At 73.8% G+C, this 19,802-nt stretch carries 18 protein-coding genes; 6 read left to right on the forward strand and 12 right to left on the reverse strand.

Features of this window, described 5'->3' with window-relative positions; translation table 11 throughout:
- Positions 1-14: 14 nt before the first annotated feature.
- Entirely contained in the window at positions 15-1,319 is a 1,305-nt protein-coding gene (locus ACQP2P_RS27275; protein WP_433619284.1) for a cellulose binding domain-containing protein, read from the forward strand.
- Positions 1,320-1,424: 105 nt separating this feature from the next.
- Here ACQP2P_RS27275 and ACQP2P_RS27280 read toward each other — a convergent pair whose 3' ends face one another.
- Positions 1,425-2,231, reverse strand: coding sequence for a polysaccharide deacetylase family protein (locus ACQP2P_RS27280; protein ID WP_433605422.1), 807 nt, complete (start codon positions 2,229-2,231; stop codon positions 1,425-1,427).
- 170 nt (positions 2,232-2,401) lie between these two features.
- Complete coding sequence (locus ACQP2P_RS27285; RefSeq protein ID WP_433605424.1) at positions 2,402-4,231, reverse strand: hypothetical protein; 1,830 nt, start codon at positions 4,229-4,231, stop codon at positions 2,402-2,404.
- A 63-nt stretch (positions 4,232-4,294) separates the two neighbouring features.
- Between ACQP2P_RS27285 and ACQP2P_RS27290 the strand changes: the two genes are divergently transcribed.
- The gene (locus ACQP2P_RS27290) at positions 4,295-5,254 is read left to right on the forward strand and encodes an MEDS domain-containing protein (RefSeq protein WP_433605426.1); all 960 of its coding nucleotides are present in this window, start codon (positions 4,295-4,297) and stop codon (positions 5,252-5,254) included.
- On the forward strand, positions 5,251-5,721 hold the full coding sequence (locus tag ACQP2P_RS27295) for an ATP-binding protein (RefSeq protein ID WP_433605428.1): 471 nt from the start codon (positions 5,251-5,253) through the stop codon (positions 5,719-5,721). Before ACQP2P_RS27290 ends, ACQP2P_RS27295 begins: the two co-directional genes overlap by 4 nt.
- On the opposite strand, the gene ACQP2P_RS27300 is transcribed toward ACQP2P_RS27295, so the two are convergent.
- From ACQP2P_RS27300 to ACQP2P_RS27310, 3 genes are all read right to left on the reverse strand, one after another.
- Positions 5,705-6,361, reverse strand: coding sequence for a hypothetical protein (locus ACQP2P_RS27300; RefSeq protein WP_433605430.1), 657 nt, complete (start codon positions 6,359-6,361; stop codon positions 5,705-5,707). The two genes, ACQP2P_RS27295 and ACQP2P_RS27300, sit on opposite strands and share 17 nt — an antisense overlap.
- Positions 6,362-6,432: 71 nt before the next feature.
- Entirely contained in the window at positions 6,433-8,316 is a 1,884-nt protein-coding gene (locus ACQP2P_RS27305) for a DUF4118 domain-containing protein (RefSeq protein WP_433605432.1), read from the reverse strand.
- A gap of 419 nt (positions 8,317-8,735) precedes the next feature.
- A complete protein-coding gene (locus ACQP2P_RS27310; protein WP_433605434.1) occupies positions 8,736-9,683 on the reverse strand; it encodes an aldo/keto reductase in 948 nt (315 codons plus the stop codon).
- Positions 9,684-9,808: 125 nt separating this feature from the next.
- Here ACQP2P_RS27310 and ACQP2P_RS27315 point away from each other — a divergent pair, with 125 nt between their 5' ends.
- Positions 9,809-10,726, forward strand: a complete 918-nt coding sequence (locus ACQP2P_RS27315) for a helix-turn-helix transcriptional regulator (RefSeq protein ID WP_433605436.1) — start codon at positions 9,809-9,811, stop codon at positions 10,724-10,726.
- Positions 10,727-10,766: 40 nt separating this feature from the next.
- Here the strand turns inward: ACQP2P_RS27315 and ACQP2P_RS27320 are convergent, their stop codons facing one another.
- From ACQP2P_RS27320 to ACQP2P_RS27340, 5 genes are read right to left on the reverse strand one after another with little or no spacing between them, the layout of a single operon-like run.
- The gene (locus ACQP2P_RS27320; RefSeq protein ID WP_433605438.1) at positions 10,767-11,654 is read right to left on the reverse strand and encodes an NAD-dependent epimerase/dehydratase family protein; all 888 of its coding nucleotides are present in this window, start codon (positions 11,652-11,654) and stop codon (positions 10,767-10,769) included.
- Positions 11,639-13,180 (reverse strand): class I adenylate-forming enzyme family protein, encoded by a 1,542-nt coding sequence (locus tag ACQP2P_RS27325; RefSeq protein ID WP_433605440.1) that lies wholly within the window; start codon positions 13,178-13,180, stop codon positions 11,639-11,641. The genes ACQP2P_RS27320 and ACQP2P_RS27325 overlap by 16 nt, the downstream gene beginning before the upstream one ends.
- Complete coding sequence (locus ACQP2P_RS27330; RefSeq protein ID WP_433605442.1) at positions 13,177-14,352, reverse strand: cytochrome P450; 1,176 nt, start codon at positions 14,350-14,352, stop codon at positions 13,177-13,179. The genes ACQP2P_RS27325 and ACQP2P_RS27330 overlap by 4 nt, the downstream gene beginning before the upstream one ends.
- Positions 14,349-15,101: a glycosyltransferase family 2 protein gene (locus ACQP2P_RS27335; protein WP_433605443.1), complete on the reverse strand. Its 753-nt coding sequence runs from the start codon at positions 15,099-15,101 to the stop codon at positions 14,349-14,351. The genes ACQP2P_RS27330 and ACQP2P_RS27335 overlap by 4 nt, the downstream gene beginning before the upstream one ends.
- On the reverse strand, positions 15,098-16,120 hold the full coding sequence (locus tag ACQP2P_RS27340) for a 3-oxoacyl-ACP synthase III family protein (protein ID WP_433605444.1): 1,023 nt from the start codon (positions 16,118-16,120) through the stop codon (positions 15,098-15,100). Before ACQP2P_RS27340 ends, ACQP2P_RS27335 begins: the two co-directional genes overlap by 4 nt.
- A 48-nt stretch (positions 16,121-16,168) precedes the next feature.
- Here ACQP2P_RS27340 and ACQP2P_RS27345 point away from each other — a divergent pair, with 48 nt between their 5' ends.
- Entirely contained in the window at positions 16,169-17,350 is a 1,182-nt protein-coding gene (locus tag ACQP2P_RS27345; RefSeq protein WP_433605446.1) for a cytochrome P450, read from the forward strand.
- 36 nt (positions 17,351-17,386) lie between these two features.
- Here the strand turns inward: ACQP2P_RS27345 and ACQP2P_RS27350 are convergent, their stop codons facing one another.
- Entirely contained in the window at positions 17,387-18,310 is a 924-nt protein-coding gene (locus ACQP2P_RS27350) for an NADP-dependent oxidoreductase (RefSeq protein ID WP_433605448.1), read from the reverse strand.
- A gap of 108 nt (positions 18,311-18,418) precedes the next feature.
- On the reverse strand, positions 18,419-18,814 hold the full coding sequence (locus ACQP2P_RS27355) for a MerR family transcriptional regulator (RefSeq protein ID WP_433605450.1): 396 nt from the start codon (positions 18,812-18,814) through the stop codon (positions 18,419-18,421).
- 90 nt (positions 18,815-18,904) lie between these two features.
- Between ACQP2P_RS27355 and ACQP2P_RS27360 the strand changes: the two genes are divergently transcribed.
- Positions 18,905-19,798: a DUF72 domain-containing protein gene (locus ACQP2P_RS27360; RefSeq protein ID WP_433605452.1), complete on the forward strand. Its 894-nt coding sequence runs from the start codon at positions 18,905-18,907 to the stop codon at positions 19,796-19,798.
- Positions 19,799-19,802: the final 4 nt, after the last annotated feature.

The raw sequence follows: 19,802 nt of genomic DNA on the forward strand, positions 1-19,802 counted from the left end.
ACAAGGAGGAGACGGTGTTGCAACGTCGACACGCGGTGCCCATACTCGCGGCCCTCGCGGTGCTCGTCGCGGTCACGACCGGCCAGGCGCTCAGCGGCCGCGGCGCGACAGCGACCGCCGCCACCAGCGGCGTGCTCGCCACGACCGCCGGGTGCGGGCAGGCGCCGGCGCTGACCAGCGGCACCCGCACGATCCAGAGCGGCGGCCAGAACCGCACCTACATCCTGCGGGTACCGGACAACTACGACAGCAGCCGGCCCTACAAGCTGATCTTCGCGCTGCACTGGCTCAACGGCACGGCTCAGAACGTGTCGTCGGCGGGCTTCTACGGGCTGCAGCCGCTGTCGGGCAACAGCGCCATCTTCGTGGCGCCGCAGGGCATCGACAACGGCTGGGCCAACACCAACGGGCGGGACCTCACGCTGGTCGACGACCTGACCCGGCTGGTCGAGGGCGGGCTGTGCGTGGACACGACCCAGGTGTTCGCCCTGGGCTGGAGCTACGGCGGCGCGATGAGCTACGCGATCGCGTGTGCGCGGCCGACGGTGTTCCGGGCGGTCACGGTGCTGTCGGGGGCGAACCTCAGCGGCTGCAACGGCGGCACCCAGCCGGTGGCGTACTTCGGGATTCACGGTACCCACGACAGCGTGCTGAACATCAGCAACGGCCGCTCGCTGCGGGACACGTTCGTGCGCAACAACGGCTGCACCGCGCAGAGCCCGCGGGAGCCGGCACAGGGCAGCCTGACCCACATCACCACGGCGTACTCCGGCTGCCGGGCCGGATACCCGGTGCAGTGGGCCGCGTTCGACGGTGACCACACCCCGAGCCCCGTGGACGGCTCGGGCTCGCCGAACGACGCCCGGACGTGGACCTCGGGCGAGATCTGGAAGTTCTTCTCGCAGTTCCAGAACACGACGCCGCCGAGCAGCCCGCCGGTGTCGTCGCCACCGCCGAGCAGCACCCCGCCGAGCAGCACCCCGCCGAGCAGCAGCCCGCCGCCCAGTGGCCAGCCCGGTGCCTGCACCGCGACCTACCGGGCCGTGAACAGCTGGCCCGGCGGCTTCCAGGGCGAGGTCACGGTCACCAACGGCGGCTCATCGACCCTGAGCGGCTGGACCACCCGGCTCACCCTGGCCAGCGGGCAGGCGATCAGCAGCCTCTGGAACGGCACCAACACCGGGACCACCGGCAACGTCACCGTCCGCAACGCCGCCTACAACGGCACCCTCGGGGCCGGCGCGACGACGACGTTCGGCTTCACCGCCACCGGCCCCAGCACGCCGGCGCCCAGCGGCATCACCTGCACCAGCCCCTGACCGCCGGTCCCGGCCGGCCGGTGCGCCACAACGGGGGCACCGGCCGGCCCGGGCCAGCCGCGTTCGTCCGGCCGGCCCGGGCCGAGCCGGCCGCTGCCGCTGACGTCAGGACCGCGTGGCCGAGCCGTCCGCGCCGAGGGCCAGCAGCTCGGACACGGTCACGAACCGGAAGCCGCGGGCGCGCAACCCGGCGAACATCTCGCCGAGGTGGCGCAGCGCCACCAGCCGGCGCTGGTCGCCGACGTCGTGGGCCAGCACGATCGAGCCGGGCCGGACGGTGTCGACGATGTCGCGGACCTCGCCCTGGGGGTTCTTCTCGTACTGCGCCTCGCGCATCTGCTGCGACCACAGCACGAGCCGGTAGCCGAGCTTGTCGGCGGCGAGGATGGTGGAGCCGCCGAGGTGGCCGTACGGGGGCCGCAGCAGGGTCGGGGTGCGGCCGGTGACCGTGCGGATCGCCGCCGCGCCGCGGTTGATCTGGGCGGTGGCCTGGTTGAGGTCGAGGGTGGCGAGGTCGGCGTGCGACCAGGTGTGGTTGCCGACCTCGTGCCGGTCGAGCCGGCCGCGCACGACGGCGGCGTGCTGGCTGAGGTTGCGCCCGACCATGAAGAACGTCGCCGGCACCTGCCACGCGTCGAGGGCGTCGAGCACCATCGGCGTCCACTCCGGCGCGGGCCCATCGTCGAAGGTGAACGCGACGACCGGCTCGTCGGTGCGCACGTGGTAGGTGATGGTCGTGCTCGGCGACTCCGCGTCGGTCAGCACGTCGGCGGCCGAGGCGTAGCCCCCGGCCAGCGGCGGCTGGTTCAGGCCGAACACGTCCTGGGCGAGGGGCCGGCCGAGCGCCCCGACGGCCATCCCGGCCACCGCGAGCCCTGTTCCGGCCAGGATCTGCCGCCGCGACAGCACCATTTCGCCGCTCCCCCCATCGATCCGTTGTGGCATCGTGTCACGGCGAGCACCGGCGATCATCCTCCGCGCTGCCGGTCCGGCCCCGGGGTTTACCCCGATCCGCCCACCCTGATGACGCGCTGCACGCCGCCGCCGGGAAGACCTGCCGCGCCGCCGTGGCTCCATGCCGCTCAGCGGTTGATCATCCACGTGCGCAGATTCGCGACCAGCAGAGCGCATGATGCGAGAATCAGCACGGCGGCCGCCCCGGCTCGCCAGTTGCGGACGACGACCTCGACGGCGCCCAGGACGGCGAACACGACGGCACCGGCCGCGCCCATGGTCGCGGTGAACCGCACCAGCCGGCCGCGTGCGGCCGCCTCGATCGCCAGCATGAGCGCGATGAGACCGGCGGATGACCAGAGCACTCCGACGGGTGGGCTGATCACGACGAGCGCGATCCCGGCCAGCATGACCGACACCGATGCCGCCGACCATATCGCCAGGAACCGCTGGCGTGGGGTGTCGGCGGTGAGCGGGAGAGCGCGGCGGCGCAGGTGGGCGTGCGGAGTATCGATGGGCGGCCGGGTTCCCGCCCGGACGATCGCGTCGAGTTCCTCGCGCAGGGCGGTCTGCTCGGTGCGCAACCGCGCGAGGGCTTCTACGCCGTGCCGGTCGGGGCCGGTCCGGGGCCGGCGGGGCTTGTCTGCGCCGGTGTGGCTCGCGAAGGCCGCCCTGGCCCGGTTGCTGGCGCGCGACTCACGCGCCGCCCGACGGCGGCCGTCGATCTCGGCGGCGAGCCGGGCAAGGCGACGTTCCAGCCGGCTCGCGCGACGCTCCAGCAACACGGCACCGTGCTCGGCGGTCGGGTACTCCTCGTCGAGGCCGGCCCAGGCCACCGGATTCGCCCAGCCGGACCGGACCGCGCCATCCCGCTCGTAGCGGGGGCCGGCCGGTGCCCGCTCGCCGCCGAAGTGGTCGCGCGTGTCCAGCCCCCACAAGCCGCGATAGTCGCGGACCCACGGCGTGTCATCGTCAAAGAGCACCGGATGCCAGGCGCTGCGCTCGCCGACCCCGATGCCCACGCCGTCGCCGCGGTGGTAGTCGATGAACGGGACCCCTGCGCTCGTTTCCGGCGCGTCCCCGGTCCAGGGCAGAGCCCGGAGCACCTGCCGCGATACGGCCCGCAGACGGTTGAGCCACGCCAGGGCAACGGTCGTCACGTATTCACCGGGCAAATAGGCACCGGCGTGCGATCCGGCCCCCGCGTACACCACTGGATGCGTGCCGACGAACTCGATGTCCGGGTCGTCCCAGCGCCTGCGCAGGTCGTCGCCGACCTCGTCGTGGGCCGAGAACGCCACCCAGGCGGGGCACAAGGAGCCGCCGAGGGTCTCCGCGAGGAAGATCGTCACCTGTTCCCAGTCGGCCTCGTGGTCATTGATGCCACTGAACGTCGAGCGCCAGTCGTTCATCGGGTAGAAGTACCAGTACTGCAGCGCGACGTAGCCGCCGTCCCGGAACACTCTCGCGTAGTAGGGATGATCGCTGCCCTGCATGTGCGTGGCGTACAGGTGGTGCGCCGCCGCCCGGGTGCCGCCGGGCACCGTGCCTCGCACGAGCAGGGACACACGGAGTCCGGCGTCGACGAGCCGCGCGAACAGCCCGACGGCGGCGAAGCGGCTGCTCGGCCGGAACGACGGCTGCGCCGCATCACGGCGCCACCGCCGGTACTCGCCACCACGCATCGGGCGGTCGACCAGGCGCAGGTACAGCCCGTCCCCGGCGAACCGCTCCCCCGCTTCGGCCAACCGCTCGAGCGTCAGCTCCCCGGCCTGAGCCAGGCATTCGTCGCGTCGTTCACCCGGGCGCCGTCGCCACAGGGCGGCCCGGCCGACGTAGGCTCCGACGGCTGTGGGCAGGAACAGCTCCCCCGCCGTGTACCGGACCACCGGCTCATACGCCCGGAGTAAGGCAAGGTCACCCTCATCGGTATCCGACGTGTCCGAGCTATCCGCCATGCGGCCCCTCCTCAGCGAGTCCCGGCTCGCGACGCTACCCACGGCCAGGAGGTTCATCCCCTCGTGGCTCGGGCCGTGGTGCGCCGTACGTCCTCGTTTGCGTTCCTCGACGATCGGGTAAGGCCCCGGTCGGTGTCGGATGCATCGAGCGCGGCGGTGGTCATGGCGGATACGGTCAGGGTCGACGAGTTACAGGACGGCGACCACGCCTGCCTGACGTTCACCGATCACGACGAGTGCAGCGACGTGGTCGCCGAGTTCGTCACCGCCGGCCTGCTGCGCGGGCAGAAGGTCGTCTGCTTCGCCGACGCCAGCACGCCTGACGACCTTGCGCTCGACCTCGCGCTGCGGGAGGTCGACGTGCACGGGGCGATCGAGCGGGGCCAGCTCGACCTTCGCTCCGGGCAGGCGGACTGGCTGGGCGGTGAGCCGCACGCCGAGCAGATGATCGCCGCGCTGGCCTCGGATCTCGCCGACGCCACGGCCCGAGGATTCCGCGGGCTGCGGGTCAGCGCCGACATGAGCTGGGCGACCCGGCCGGTCGCCTCCGCCGAGCAACTCATCGCCTTCGAACGCCACTGCGCCCACCTGTTCGATGGGGCACGGCTGACGGCGATGTGTCAGTACGACCGGGACCGGTTCGACCCGGTGTCGCTCGCCTTCGTCACCGAGGCGCACGGCCGAGCCGTCGCCGCGCTGGCATACCACGACACGCCCCTGCTGCGCATCTGCCGCCAGCACCGGCCGGCGGGCATCCGCATCGCCGGTGAGCTCGACTTCACCCACGCCGAGCCGCTGGAGCAGGCCCTTGCCGAGGCGCTTCGACTCGATTCCGTGATTCACCTGAACCTGGCTAAGCTTCGGTTCATTGACGTCGCCAGCGCCACCATCGTCGCCAAGGCCGCCCTCACCCTCCCCACGGACCGCCGCATGATCGTCACCTGCCGGCCGCCGGTCGCCGCGGTGTTCGACGCCATCGGGGCCGGCCAGGCCACGCAACTCGACCTACGGCGCCAGGCATGAGCGACACAATCGGGGACAACCGGCCTGCCGAGTCGCCCGGCGCCGCCGACGCCGCCGCAGCGGTGCTCAGCCTGACCGTCGATGCCGACAACCTCTACGCCATGCGCGCAGCGGTCGGCGCGCATGGCGCCCAATGGGGCCTGACCGGACCGACGCTCGACCGGCTGCTGGTCGTGGCGAGTGAACTGGCATCCAACAGCATCCGACACGCGGCCGGTACGGGCCGGCTGCGGCTGTGGAGCGACGGCGACGCGGTCTGGTGTGAGGTCAGCGACGACGGGCCCGGCATCGCGGACCCCGACGAGGTCGGCACCCGTCCGATTCCCTTGACCGCCGAGGGTGGGCGCGGCCTGTGGCTGTGCCGGCAGTTCTGCGACGGTGTGACCGTCGTGAACCGCAACCCCGGGTGCACGGTCACCGTGTTCCTGACCATCCCGGCCACAGCTCCCGTCAGCCGGGACGTGTGACGCCGCCGCCGCAGTCGCCGTCCCGCATGTCACTGAGCGTGACGCCGCTGCTGACGCGGTGGGCCGGATTCGGCGACACCCTGCCGGGCCGGCCCGCGACGTGGCTGTCGGCCGCGAGGCGGCGCAGCAGCGCGAGTGTGAAGGCCGCCGCCGCGTCGACGGCGTCCGCTCGCAGCACCGGGTCCGTGCCGGCATCGACCGCGCCGAGCACGATGAGCGAGAAGCCGCCGGCCGGCAGCGAGCGTGCTTCGGACCGGCCCAGCACGGATCCGAGGTGCACGGCGGGGCTGTGGGCGAAGTGGTCCGGAGTCCAGTCGTCGGGCCGCATCGCTCGGGCCAGGGCGAGCAGCTCGGCGTCGGGCCGGTACGCCGGCCGCCCGACGACCTCGGCGGGGACCAGGACGTCGCCGGGGCGCACCGGTGGCAAGCCGCGGGCCACACCGGCGAACAACCGGCGACGCGCGTACGGCACGCCGCTGGTCGGCGAGGACGCAGACGGCGGCTCGACCGCGACGAGCAGCGGGCCGATGCGCGCGACGACGGTGGTGCCGCCCGGACGATGGACCGTCTCGCGGTCACCGGCCAGCAGCCTCAGCAGGGCGGGCGCCGCGCTCACCACCGCGACGTCGACGGCACGCACGGGATCACTCTGCCACGCCGCCACAAGTCGCGACGCCCGCGGGATGAGCGCGCGGACCGGCTTCCGCTTCGTCACGTTCCACCGATCGACCGGCCGGCCTGCGCATCCTGCGGGCCTTGGCCGCCCGTGGGCAGCTTCACGTTGACGGACGTGCCACGGCCGGCCGGGCTGGCCAGTGTCAACGTGCCGCCGAGCGCCTCGACCCGGTCGCGCAGGCCGGCCAGGCCGACGCCCTGGTTCGGGTCCGCGTCGCCGGCGCCGTCGTCGTGGACCGTCACGGTGAGGATCTCACCGGCCGACGACCCGTCCACCGCCGACTCGTCCGCGACGACGTCGATCTCCACGGAGACCTCCGAGGCGTCGGCGTGCGTGGCCGAATTGGCGAGCGCCTCCGAGATGACGTGGTAGGCGGCGACCTCGACGTAGCCGGGCAGGCGATGGTTCGGCCCCCCGTGCACCGCCACCGGGACCGCGCTGCGGCGGGCGAGCGCCTTGACCGCGGGGACCAGTCCGCCCTGGGACAGCAGCGCCGGATGGATGCCGCGGACGATCCGCTGAAGGTCCTCGAACGTGGCTGACAGCCCCGCGGAGGTGGCCGACAACCGCGACCGTACCTCGCCGAACTCCTTGGGGATCATCGCCTCGGCGAAGCGCAGCTCCAGCCCGAGCGAAATGAGCCGCTGCTGCACGCTGTCGTGCAGCTCGCGCTCGATGCCGCGGCGGGCCTCGTCCGCGGCGAAGACGAGGCGGGCCCGCGACGCGGTGAGCTCCGCCCGGCTCTCGGTGTTGGCGATCGCGGTCGCGACGAGCTCGGTGAACTTCGCAAGCTCATGCTCAATGCCTTGTGGCGGCGCGCCGGCCCGGCGCCACAGGGCGACGACGACGCCCCAGACCCGGCCCTCGACAACGATCGGCGCGCCGACCGAGGCGTGCATGCCCCCCGCGCGGGCGAAATCGGCCAGCGCGCCGCTGCGGCCCTCATACGAGTCCAAGCGGGCCGGACGGGAGCCGCGCAGCACCAGCTCCGCGACGCCACCGGCGAAGCCGACCTGTCTGCCCACCGTCGATTCGGATCCTGGCTCCCTGTTGTACTCGGCGACGCCGGTCACCGACCCGGGACGGTCCCAGCGCCAGACCCGCGTGGCGTCCGCGTGGAACAGGTCGGCCGCCTCGGCGGCGACCGCTGTGACGATCTCGGCGAAGGCGACGCCGTTGGCCACCAGGACTGCCACCCGGCGCAACGCCGCCTGCTGGGCGAGGAGCGCCTGCAGCCCGGCCCGGTTCGCCTGCAGGGACCGCCCGGCCCGCAGCACGGTCGCCAGCCCGGGCACCACCCCGTCCTGCAGGCGCCGCAGGACACGGTCCGGGACGTCTGCGGGGACCACGAGCGCGCCCGGGTCCAGCAGCAGCTGGATCTGGCCCTCACGCCGCGGCACCGGGTCGAGCACGATCGCCGCATACGGCAGCCGCATGGCGCACGCGATCCGATCGGAGGCTTCCGGCAGTACCGCGCGCACATCGTCGGCGCCGAGGATGAGCCGGGTCATCTCGGCGACCGCGTCGGCCTCCCGTTTTCGTTCGACGGACTCGAGCGCCCGCACGCGGGCCAGCTGCGCCAGCGAACCGGAGACCACGGCGACCATGAGGTACACCGAAAGCCCGAGCCAGTCCCGCCAGTCCCCGGCCTGGAAGCGCCCGATCGGCGGGGTGTGGAAGTAGTCGAACGCGAGCGCGCCGAGGATCGACGTCGCCACACCCGACCACAGCCCCCACACCACGGAGACCACGAGGACACCAGGCAAGTAGACGAGGGCCAGAGCTTCTGTCGGGGCAACCTGCCGCAGCGGCACGACCAGCAGCGTCTCCACGACGGTGAACCCGCCGCCGACCGCGATCCCCACGGCGGTCGACGGCCGGCTGAACCGCACCAGCCACGACGCAAGGCGTCCGCGCATCAATCGGTCCTCTGGTCGAACGCGGCAAATCCGGCCGGGCTGGGCAGGTGCAGCGGCCGGAGGCAACCAGTCGATGCTAGGGCGGCAGGCATCGAACCCCGGCCTCGTCGCGGTCGGGGCGCGGCGGATCATCCCATGATTCACCTCGGCGCGGTCACCAGGATGGCCAGACCCAGCGACGCCCCGATCTGCCGCATGGCCTGAAGCAGGCCGGATGCCGCCCCGGCGTCCTTGGGATCGACGCCGGCGCCTTGAGCAAGGACAGCCCGGCGCAGGGCTTCGCGCTCGGTGCCGCCGGGCCGGCCTGATCCGCAACCACAGTGTGCGCGGCGTTCGCGGTGAGCCGCATCATCGAGCAGAACCTCCTCGCCGTCGAGCCCGGGTCCTCGAGGCCGCCCGGGCCGCCGTCGCCCGCCCGATCAGTGCTCCCACCAGCCGCGCGTGTCGACGTCCGCGGCGTCGGCCAGCGCCTCCAGCTCCGCGATCTCCTCCGCGGCGAGCTCGATGCCGCGAGCCCGGACCAACCCGTCGATGTACCGCGCCTTCGTGACGCCGATGATCGGGGTGGTCCCCTTGGCGATGGCCCAGGCGGTGGCGACGTCAGCCGGGGACGCGCCCCGGTCCATGCCGATCGCGCGCATCCGGTCCGTCAGCGCCTGGAGCTTGGGCAGGATGCCGTTGTACGCGGCCGCCCGGTTGCTGCCCGCGGGCAACGGGTGGGCCGGGCCGTACCTGCCGGTCAGCGCTCCCTGCTCGAGGACCATGTAGGCAAAGAACCGCACGTCGTGCTCGCGGCAGTGATCGAGGATGCCCGCGCGCTCGGAGCCGCGGTACAGCAGGCTGTAGTGGTTCTGGACCGCCTCCACCCGAAAGCCGGCCTCGCCGAGGATCTGGTCGGCCAGCGCGATCTGCCGCAGGTTGTGGTTCGAGACGCCGACATGCTTGATCTTGCCGCTGCGCAGCAGCGGGATCAGCAGCGGGGTCCAGCGGGCCACGTCGGCGGGGTTGTGCATCCAGTACAGATCCACATATTCCGTACCCAATCGGTCGAGGCTCTGCTCCAGCATCTCCGCGACCGGATCGTCGCCGTCGCCTGCGGCCTGCGGGGTGAACTTCGTCGAGATCTGGTACTCGCTGCGGGCGTAGCCCTGCAGTGCCTGGGCGAGGACCGTCTCCGAGTGCCCCATGCCGTACACCACCGCCGTGTCCCACAAGGTGAACCCGCTCGCCTGCGCCTTCTCGACGACCTCACGCAGGCCGGACGCGGTCAGCTCACTGCCGAAGTAACCGTCGCCCGCCTCACCACTGTCTCCCCAGGCCCACGTGCCCATCGCCACCGGCGGCACGGTCAGCGTCTTGCTCGTCATGTCTCCTACCTCCGTCACAGGTTCGATCCCAGAAGACCGCGATCGCCGCCGCCGGAGAAGGTCGCGTTCATGGGGGTACAACCTCTACCCCCTTCGCGCCGTGACCAGCGGATACCGTGAACGACATGGACCAGCAGCCCGGAAACCGCAACGAGATTCGGGACTTCCTCGCCGGCCGGCGCGCCAGGATCACCCCGGCACAGGCCGGACTGCCGACCAGCGCCCGCCGCCGGGTCGCCGGGCTGCGGCGCGAGGAGGTCGCCGTCCTCGCCGGCGTGAGCACCGAGTGGTACACGCGGCTGGAAAAGGGTCATATCGGCGGCGTGTCCGAGGGCGTCCTCGACGCGGTCGCCCGCGCCCTGCGCCTGGACGACGACGAACGGACCTACCTGTTCGACCTGGCCCAGGCATCGCGGGCCGGCAGTCGCACGCCATCGCGTCGCCGGGACGTCGAGGTCCCGCCGCGGGTCCAGTGGCTGCTCGACTCGATGACGATGTCCTCGGCGTTCGTGCGCAACGGCCGCACGGACGTCATCGCCGGCAACCCCCTGGCCCGAGCCCTGTACGCGCCGATGTTCGGCAGCACCACCATCGACAAGCACGGCCGGCCCAACATCGCCCGCTACATCTTCCTCGACCCCGGCGCACCCGACTTCTTCGTCGACTGGGACGCCGCCGGCAACGCCACCGCCGCCCTGCTGCGCGCCGAGGCCGCTCGCGAGCCCCGCGACCGGGCCCTGCGCGACCTCATCGGCGAGCTGTCCACCCTCAGCCCCGAGTTCCGCGCCCACTGGGCCGCGCACGACGTCCTGATCCGCCACGACGGCATCAAACGACTCCGGCACCCCGAGGTCGGCCACCTGGAACTGACCTTCCAGCACCTCGACCTGCCCCTGTCCAGCCGAGCCGTGCACAACCTGATCATCTACACCGCCGAACCCGGCACCGCGTCCGAAGACCGGCTCAAACTCCTCGCCAGCTGGTCAGCCACCCCGTCTCGGGCGGCCGACCCGCCGCATCAGAGCGGCGCTGCGACCTCATGAGCCACGGCGCCCCTGCGCCGGCGAGACCCGCTGCCGCGGCTCACCAGGTCTCGGCGCCGGCGAAGGACGTCGGCGCCGGGTGCAGGCCCATGCGGGTGCGAAGGGCGGTCAGGTCGAGGGTGCGCTCCATGGCCAGGTGCGCGATCGCATACCGGGTCAGCCGCGGTGGCCGGCTGCGGCGGGCCAGGCGCCAGGCCGCCTCGGCCGCACCCGCCACGGCCCACGCCGGGCGGGCCGGCAGGGTGCGGATGCCGACCCGCAGGCCGCGGGCGGCAAGCAGCTCGCGCAGCGCGTCGGCGACGGCGACCGGCTCGGCGTCCGCGACGTTGTAGACGCCGGGCGGGGCGTCGGGCTCGCAGGCGCGCAGCGCGGCGCCGACCAGGTTGCCGATCGCGGTCAGCGACTGCCGGGTGCGGCCGTCACCGACGATCCACAGGTTGCGCCCGCGGATCGCGCCGAGGATCCGGGGCAGCAGGACCCGGTCACCGGGGCCGTAGACCGCGTGCGGGCGCAGCACCACCGTGGCCGGCCGGGAGGCGAGGAAGCGCTCGGCCGCGGCCTTCGACGCGGCGTAGGCGGTCAGGTACCGCGAGACCGGGGCCGCATCCTCGCGGGCGCACACCGTCGGCACGAACGGGTCGTAGACGCTGGCCGAGGAGATCTGCACCAGGCGTACACCGGGAAAGGTCTGCGCCACGTGCCGGGTGCCGTCGAGGTTGGTGCGCCAGGTCGGCGCGGCCGGGCCCCAGTCGTTGACGCTCGCGGCGCAGTGCACGACCGCGTCCACGGCCGGCGGGTCCGGCAGCGGGCCGCGGTCGATGTCCCACTGCGCGCGGCCGAACGCGTGCACCTGCCAGCCGGCGCCGGCCGCGGCCCGCGCCACGGCGCCGCCGACGAACCCGGCCGCGCCGGTCACCGCGACGCGCACCGCGCCTCCAGCATGGCTCGCAGGGCGTCGCGGTCGGGCTTGCTGGTGCGGCCGGTGACCGGGATGGCCGGCACGACGTACACCTCGTCGGGCAGCGCGCCCGCGTCGAGCACCGCGGGCAGCGCGGCCCGCACCGCGGCGGCGAGGCGCTCCGGCGCGCCGGCGGCGTCCTCGGGGTCGGCGGGCACCACCGCGAGGGCCACGCGCTCGTCGCCGAACGGGCCCGGCAGGCCGACGAGCACGGCCTGCGCGACGCCGTCGAGGCGGGCGATCGCCGGTTCGTACAGGCCGGGGTAGATGTTCACCCGGCCACGGATGATCATGTCCTTCTTGCGGCCGATGAGGACGATCCGGTCGCCGTCGAGGCGGGCCAGGTCGCCGGTGGCGTGCTCGGTCATCGGGGGCTCGCCGAGGTACCCCGCGCACAGGTTCGCCCCGCGGACCAGCAGTTCGCCGTCGTCGGCGAGGCGGGCCCGCACGCCCGGCAGCGGCGCGCCGACGAGGTCGCCGGGGCCGCGATGGGCAAGCTTGTCCTCGGCGGTGGCGGTGGCGACCGGCAGGATCTCGGTCATGCCGTACACGCTGAGGATCTCGGTGCCGGGCAGCACCTGCCGGGCCCGGCGCAACAGCGGCTGGCCGACGGGTGCGCCGCCGAGCAGGACGTGGCGCAGGCCGGCCGGCGCGGCCACCCGCCCGGCGTCGATCGCGTCGAGGACCGCGGCGAAGTCGGCGGGCACGCAGAACGTGTGGCTCACCCCGCTCAGGCCGGCGGCGTAGCGGACCGGGTCGGCGGCGGGCGCGAGGCCGTACGGCGGCATGGTCCACAGTGCGCCGGCGACCAGCGCGGGCAGGCCCAGCATCAGCTGGTCGGTGTGCACCACGTCGTGCGGGCCGACGGCGCAGCGGCCGGCGAGCACGGACAGGCCGGCGCCGAGCGAGCCGCGGGTGTGCACGACGGCGCGCGGTGCCGCGCTGGTGCCGGAGGTGAACACGATGAGCGCCTCCCGGCCGGCGGCGTCGTCCACTGCGGACATCCCGGGATAGCGGGCGAGGCGGGCCGCGCTCAGCGCGCCGCGGGGCACCCCGGGCAGCCATCGGCCCGCGTACACGTGGCGGACCGGCAGGCGGTCGTACGCGGGCAGCAGCACGCCGCGGCGCCGGGCGAGGCGGCGGGTCACCCGCCAGGCGCTGACGCCGTAGAGCAGCGACTCGGCGGCGGCCCAGCGGGGCGCGGTGTGGGCGAGGCGGGCGGCGAACAGTTCGGGGCCGGCGCCGGGGTCGGCGAAGACGACGGTGCCGCCGGCCGCGACGATGCCGAGGGCGAGCACGACGCCGGCGGGCTCGGGGCGTACGGAGAACAGCACCCGGTCGCCGTCGGCCAGCCCGGCGGCGCGCAGCCCCGCCGCCGTCGCCCGGATCCGCGCGCCCAGCCCGCGGTAGGTCAGGCGCGCCGAGTCCGCCCGCAGTGCCGGGGCGTCGCCGCGCGCGTCGCAGGTGGCGAGCAGCGCGGTCAGCAGGTCGGTCACGACGGGCGGCCGAGGACGAGCCGGGCGTACCCGGGAATGAGCACGCGCGCGGCGGCCCGGCGTTCGCGGATGACGAGCGGGCCGGCCTGCCGCCAGGCGTCGAGGATCGCGTCGAGGAAGGCGTGGATCTCGGCCAGCGCGAGCGGCATGCCGAGGCAGAAGTGCGCGCCGGCGCCGAACCACAGCCGGCGCAGCTCCGCCGGGTGCGGCCGTTCGGGGTCGAACGGGCCGTAGGCGCGGGCGCAGGACAGGGTCATGATGACGACCCGGTCGCCGGGGGCGACGGCGACCGGGCCGACGCGGCCGGCGACCGTGACGCCGCGCAGCATGACCGGCGACGGCACCGTGTAGCGCAGGGCGTCGGCCACAACCGCGTCCGACCGCGACGGATCGTCGGTGAGCCGGGCCAGCCAGCCGCTGTCGATGCCGAGCGCGACCAGCCGGGGCACGAACGACACGAGGGTCTCGGTGCCGGTGAGGACGAACGCGGCGACGGCGCCGCGCGCCTCGTCCTCGGTCAGGCCCAGCTCGCGCATCCGGCCGGGCACGGTGCTCGCGTCGGCGGCGCGGTACGCGGCCACGGCCGGCGCGGTGAGCTCCGCCATGACCGTTCGGGCTCGCACGACCTGGCGCGGGGTCAGGCCGCGCCGGGTCAGCCGCACCATCGACGTGACCTCCGTGCCGCGGGCGAACATCTCGTCGAAGCGGGCTGCGTCCCGGGCTTCGCGGGCCGGCAACCCGACCAGCTCGGCGATGACCGCACCCGCGCAGCGGCGGACCTCCGTGACCACGTCGACGCCCTCCCCGCCGGCGAGGCGGCGGGTCATGCCGGTCAGGGTGGCGGCGAGCACCCGTTCGCACAGCCCGCGCACCGCGGCCGGGGTGAACAGGCCGGACAGCTGGCGGCGCAGCCGGGCGTGGTCGGGGCCGGCCATGTTCAGCAGCACGCTGCGGCCGAGGACCGGGGTCCACAGGTCGGCCGGCGAACCCGGCGCGGCTTTGCTGAACGTGTCGGTGTCGGTGAGCACCGCCCGCGCGGTCGCGGCGTCGTTGACCACGACCCCGAGCCCCGGCACCCGCACCACCGGGCCGAGCCGGGCCAGGGCGCGCGCGAGCGGGTACGTCAGCGGGTGCGCCGCGAGCTGGATGCGCCGCTCCCATCGGGCGGTCATCGAATGTCTACAATGGACGGCCGATAACGGTGGTCGGCGTACCACGCCAGCGTCCGGCGCATCCCCCACGCCCGCACCCGCCGGGTCGAGCCGCGGACCTTCACGTCGCGGCGCAGCCCGTAGGCGGGGGTCAGCCGGCGCACCGCGTTGACCAGTGCGCGGTCCTCGTGCAGCTCCTCGATCGCGGTGCGGGGGAAGCCGCCGGCCCGCTCGTACAGCCCGGCCTCGATGGCCATGTTGCAGCCGGGCGCCATGACGTACGGGCCCAGATAGGCGGGGTCACGGTTGGCGGGGCGGAACTTGCCGAACCACGCCGCCACCTCGACGGCGCCGACGAGCAGCCACCGGTACCGGCGCGGCAGCGGCCCCTCGTCCGTGCGTGGGAGCAGCTGCCCGGCGACGAGCTCGAGGCCGTCGCCGAACGCGGCGCGGATGCGCGCGATCCAGTCCGGGTGCGGCAGGCAGTCGGCGTCGGTGCGCGCCAGGTGGGTGGCGCCGTGGCTGATCGCGTGCCGCATGCCGGAGTCGGCGGCCGCGCCGGTGCCCTTGCGCGCCTCGGCGATGACCTGCACCGGCCCGGCACCGACCGGCCCGGCGAACCCGCGGACCACGTCGGCGGTGCCGTCGGTGGAGCCGTTGTCGACGACCACGACCGTGAAGTCGCGGTCGGCCTGCGCGGCCAGCGCCTCCAGGGTCGCGGCGATGCCCGGGGCCTCGTTGTACGCCGGCACCACCACCCACAGCCTCACAGCCGGATCACCGCGATGCCCAGGCTGATCCCGCCGCCGAGCCCGACGAGGGCAACCAGGTCGCCGGGGCCGGCCCGGCCGGAGCGCAACGCGAGCGACAGCTGCAGCGGCAGGCTCGCCGAGGCCAGATTGCCGTGCTCGGGCAGGGTCACCACAAGCCGGTCGGCGGCCACGCCGATGCCCGAGCGCACCGCCTCCAGCAACGCCAGCGACACCTGGTGCACCCCGACGACCGCGAAGTCGTCCCAGCGCAGCCCGAGCCGTTCCACGGTGTCGTGGAGCACCTGCGGGCCGAGCGCGCAGAACGCGTCGCGCAGCCGCCCGCCGTCGATGCGGAAATAGGTGTACTCCTCCTCGCGCGGGTGCGCCGAGCCGCCGGCGGGCAGCGTGCCGACGTCCCACACGCTCGAGTTCGCGGCGGCGCCGAAGCCGAGGATCCCGGGGCCGCCCAGCCGGGCGGGCGATGCGTGCAGCAGCAGCGCGGCGCCGGCGTCGGAGAGGGTGTAGCCGGCGAACGCGGTGCGGAACGCGGTGATGCCGGGCACCCGCCAGCGCGTCGCCCGGGACGGGGACTCCCCGCAGGCGATGAGCACCCGGCGGTACCGTCCGGAGACGATGAACGCGTCGGCGACCTCCATCGCGTTGAGGACGCTGTTGCACGCGTTCTTGACGTCGAACACCGGGCAGCCCAGGCCGAGCTTCTCGGCCACGATGTGCGCGGTCGCCGGCTCCACCATGTCCTGGCTGGCCGAGGCGAAGATGAGCAGGTCCACGTCGGCGGGTGCGGTACCGGTGTCGGCCAGCACCTTCTGCGCGGCCGCGACGGCGAGGTCGGAGGCCTGCCAGTCGGCCGGCATCAGGTATCGGTGCTCGACGCCGGTGAGACGGCGGATCAGCCCCGCCGGCGGGGCGAACCCGTCGCTGAGCGCGGCGACGCGCCGTTCGACGTCTCGGCTGGACAGCCGGTCCTCGGGCAGGTGGACCGCGACCCCGCCGAGCGCGGTGATCCGTCGCTCCACACCCCTACCCCCACTTCGGCCAGTGCGTCATTGTAATAGCGTGGCGGCGTGGCCCTCGATCTTGCCCGGCGTCATGAGCTGCGGTTACTGGCGGCGAGCCGGCCCGCACTGCCCGTGCTGCTCACGCTCGGCCGCTTCGCCCGCCCGATCCGCCGGATGCCGGGCCTGGGCTGGCTGGTCGCGGACCCGGTGACCGCGCGGCGCATCCTCAACGACCCCGAGCACTTCACGCTGCTCGGCGAGGGCGGTGTCGGCCACCTGTGGGCCCAGGTCCTCGGCGACTGGGTGTACGACGCCTTCGACGGCGCCGGGCACCACGCGCTGCGCACGAAGGCCCGCGAGCTGTTCACCGAAGACAACGCGGCGGCGCTGGTCGCCCGGGTCGCCGGGCCGCGGCTCGAGCAGTGCACCGCCGCCCTGGCCGCCGGCGAGACGGTCGACATCGCCGACCTCGGCCGGGTCGTCGTCGGGCGGATCGTGGCCGACCTGCTCGGCCTGCACGTCGCGGCGCCGGACGACGACGCGGCGTACCGCGACATCTTCGAGACCGGCGAGCGCCTGGCCGCGCTCGCCCTGGGCAGCACCGCCTCCACGCACCTGCCCGAGTCCACCGTCGCCGCCGCCCGCGCGATCGTGGCCCGGATGACCGGCGGGGTCGCCGCCGCGTGGCGCGACGCGCCCGCCGACCGGCTGCTGGGCCGCTGCCGGGAGCTGGGCCTGGGGCTGCGCGAGACCGAGGGCCTGGCGGTACTGCTGATGGTGGCCGGCACCGAGACCGCGGCGAGCGCGATGGCGCGTACGGTCGCGCTGCTGCACGACACCGCCTCTCAGCAGCGGCTGCGCGCCGAGCCGCACCGCATCGCCGACGCGGTCCGCGAAGGCCTGCGGGTCACCACCCCCGCCCCGGTGATCGGCCGGTCCGTGAGCGCCGACGTGCGGGTGGCCGACCGGCGGCTGCGCGCGGGAGAGCGGGTGCTGATGCTGACGTACACGGCGAACAATGCGCCGGGCGGCTTCGACCTCGACCGCGAGTACCTGCCCGACAACCGTCAGCTGTGGTTCGGCGCCGGCCGGCACCTGTGCCTCGGCGCGCCGGTGGCCCGTGCGGAGCTAACCGCGTTGCTGCGGGCGCTGCTGGCGACCGGCCGCCCCTGGCGCATCGTGGAGCGCCGCTACGGGCGGCGAGTGCTCATCCCGACGTACGCCCGCCTGCGCATCGCCCTGTCCTGAGGCTTGCACCGGCCTTCTTCAGGCTTGCGCCGCCGCTCAGGCCACCTTGATGACGACCTTGCCCGAGGTGTGACCGTGCTCGACGGTGGCGAGGGCGGCCGGGGCGTCGGCGAGCGGATGGACCGCGGTGATCACGGGTGCGAGGAGTCCGTCGAGGGCCAGCCGGGCGGACCGCTCCAGGTTCTCACGGTCGAGGCGGCGCTCGACGAAACGCCCACCGAGCTCGGACACGGACGCATCACCCACGGCGACGACGTTGCGGGGGTCCCGGGCGAGCGCAGCGACCGTCCGCAGCGAGGCGCCTCCGACGAGGTCGGCGATGCCGTCGACGCCGCCCGCAGCCAGCTCGCGCGCCGCGGCGGCAACATCACCGGCGGCGTAGTCGATGAACTGCACCCCGACGGTCTCGGCGTGCTCGCGCTTGGCGCTGCTGCCGGTGCCGATCACCCGCAGCCCGCGCCCGGCCGCCAGCCGCGCGACGGCGAGGCCGACCCCGCCCCCGACCCCGTTGACCAGGAGCGTGGCCCCGGCCGGGAGGCCGAGTTGGTCGAGCGCATCCACCGCGGTCGTCCCGGCCACCGGCAGCGTCGCCGCCACGGTCGCGGACAGACCCGCCGGGATGCGGGCGGTGTTCGGTGCGGACAGCACCGTCGTCTCGGCGTAGGTGCCGCCACCGGTGAGCGCGAAGCCGAAGACCGCGTCACCGAGCTCGAGCCCGTCGACGTCCTCGCCCCGGGCGAGCACGGTCCCCGCTGCCTCCATGCCCAGCACGCGGGGGAACGGACGCCCGCCGTCGAGCCCGGGGACCAGACCCGAGCGCAGCATGTGGTCGAGGGGATTCACCCCGGCGACGTCGACCCGGATCAGCACCTCGCCGCGGCCGGGGACGGGATCGGGACGATCGAAGAACTCCTGCACCTCGGGCCCGCCGTGCCTGCCGAAACCCCACGCCTGCCCCATCTTCTGCTGCCTCTCGAGTGACCGGCCGCGGTGGTTCCGGGCTCTGCCGCCATCCTCACCGCTCACACCGATGTCAGGGGCAACCGGCTGAGGCGCGGGTCACAGCATTCAGGCCGACCGTGCCAGCGGTTGCGGCGCCGTGGACAGCTCCGCCCGGTGCCGGCTGTTGGCCGCGATCAGCGCGTCCAGCGCAGCTCGGGTCTCGATCAGGTGCGCGATGTCGGCGTCGATCCGGTCGCGCACGCGCGTCATCGTCGCGAACGCCAGCTCGACGACGCCCGCATCGCCGGGGGTCTCCACGCAGGGCAGCACCGTCGCGATCACCCGGCTCGACAAGCCCGCGTCGAACAGCTGCCGGATGAGCGACACGCGCTCGACCTCGGCATCGGCATAGTGACGCTGCCCGGCGCCGGAGCGTGAGCTGGTGAGCAGGCCCTGCGCTTCGTAGTACCGCAGTGAGCGCGGACTCACGCCCGTGCGCTGTGACAGCTCGCCGATCCGCATCCTTGAGAGCCTACGTCCATGATCGGTCAACTAGCCAACACGCCGTCCGCCTGACGTTTGCCCCGGCCGCCGCGGGAAACAGCGGGGCTGATGGGCGACATCAAGGTAGGCACGGCGTCGTGGACCGACCGGACGCTGCTGGAGTCGGGCTGGTACCCGCCGTCGGCCACGACCGCGCAGGAGCGGCTGGCCTACTACGCGCGCCAGTTCCCCCTGGTCGAGGTCGACGCGACGTACTACGCCCCGCCGAACGCGCAGACCACCCGCCTCTGGGCCGCGCGGACCCCGCCCGGCTTCACGTTCAACATCAAGGCCTTCAGCCTGCTGACCGGCCACCCGACGAAGGTGAGCGCGCTGCCCCGCGAGCTGCGCCCCGACACGGACAAGCCGAACGTGTACCCGCGCGACCTGCCGCCCGCCGTCGTCGACGAGGTCTGGGCGCGCTTCCTGTCCGCTCTCGACCCGCTGACCGGCAAGATCGGCTCGGTGCTGTTCCAGTTCCCGCCGTGGTTCACGATCCGCCGCGACAACAAACAAACCCTGCTCGAGGTGGCCGCTCGCTGCAAACCCCTGCGCGCCGCCATCGAGTTCCGCCACGCGTCGTGGTTCGACGGCGACAACGAGCGCGAGACGCTCGACTTCCTGCGCGCGCACGACCTGCCGTACGTGGTCGTCGACATGCCCCAGGGCCACCGCTCGTCGGTCCCGCCGGTGGTCGAGGCCACCGCCGATCTGGCGGTCGTGCGCTTCCACGGGCACAGCGAGCGCTGGACGAGCAAGGACATCCACGAGAAGTTCGGCTACCTGTACTCCGACGCGGAACTGTCGGCGTGGACCCCACGCCTCCAGGCCCTGGCCGCGAGCACCGCCGAGACCCACGTCCTGATGAACAACTGCTACCGGGACTACGCTCAGCGCAACGCGGCGGAACTTATAGAGCTTCTACCAGCCACAATGCCAAGCGAGCCGCAGGATAGCCACTAGCATG

This window comes from Dactylosporangium sp. CA-139114 (assembly GCF_050955725.1).
Lineage (GTDB): Bacteria > Actinomycetota > Actinomycetes > Mycobacteriales > Micromonosporaceae > Dactylosporangium.

Coding starts and splice junctions, on each gene's coding strand:
- ACQP2P_RS27280 (WP_433605422.1), bottom strand. CDS start 2,231: ATGGTGCTGTCGCGGCGGCAGATCCTGGCCGGAACAGGGCTCGCGGTG.
- ACQP2P_RS27305 (WP_433605432.1), bottom strand. CDS start 8,316: ATGCGCGGACGCCTTGCGTCGTGGCTGGTGCGGTTCAGCCGGCCGTCG.
- ACQP2P_RS27355 (WP_433605450.1), bottom strand. CDS start 18,814: ATGCGGATCGGCGAGCTGTCACAGCGCACGGGCGTGAGTCCGCGCTCA.
- ACQP2P_RS27310 (WP_433605434.1), bottom strand. CDS start 9,683: ATGACGAGCAAGACGCTGACCGTGCCGCCGGTGGCGATGGGCACGTGG.
- ACQP2P_RS27285 (WP_433605424.1), bottom strand. CDS start 4,231: ATGGCGGATAGCTCGGACACGTCGGATACCGATGAGGGTGACCTTGCC.
- ACQP2P_RS27360 (WP_433605452.1), top strand. CDS start 18,905: ATGGGCGACATCAAGGTAGGCACGGCGTCGTGGACCGACCGGACGCTG.
- ACQP2P_RS27350 (WP_433605448.1), bottom strand. CDS start 18,310: ATGGGGCAGGCGTGGGGTTTCGGCAGGCACGGCGGGCCCGAGGTGCAG.
- ACQP2P_RS27315 (WP_433605436.1), top strand. CDS start 9,809: ATGGACCAGCAGCCCGGAAACCGCAACGAGATTCGGGACTTCCTCGCC.
- ACQP2P_RS27295 (WP_433605428.1), top strand. CDS start 5,251: ATGAGCGACACAATCGGGGACAACCGGCCTGCCGAGTCGCCCGGCGCC.
- ACQP2P_RS27330 (WP_433605442.1), bottom strand. CDS start 14,352: ATGACCGCCCGATGGGAGCGGCGCATCCAGCTCGCGGCGCACCCGCTG.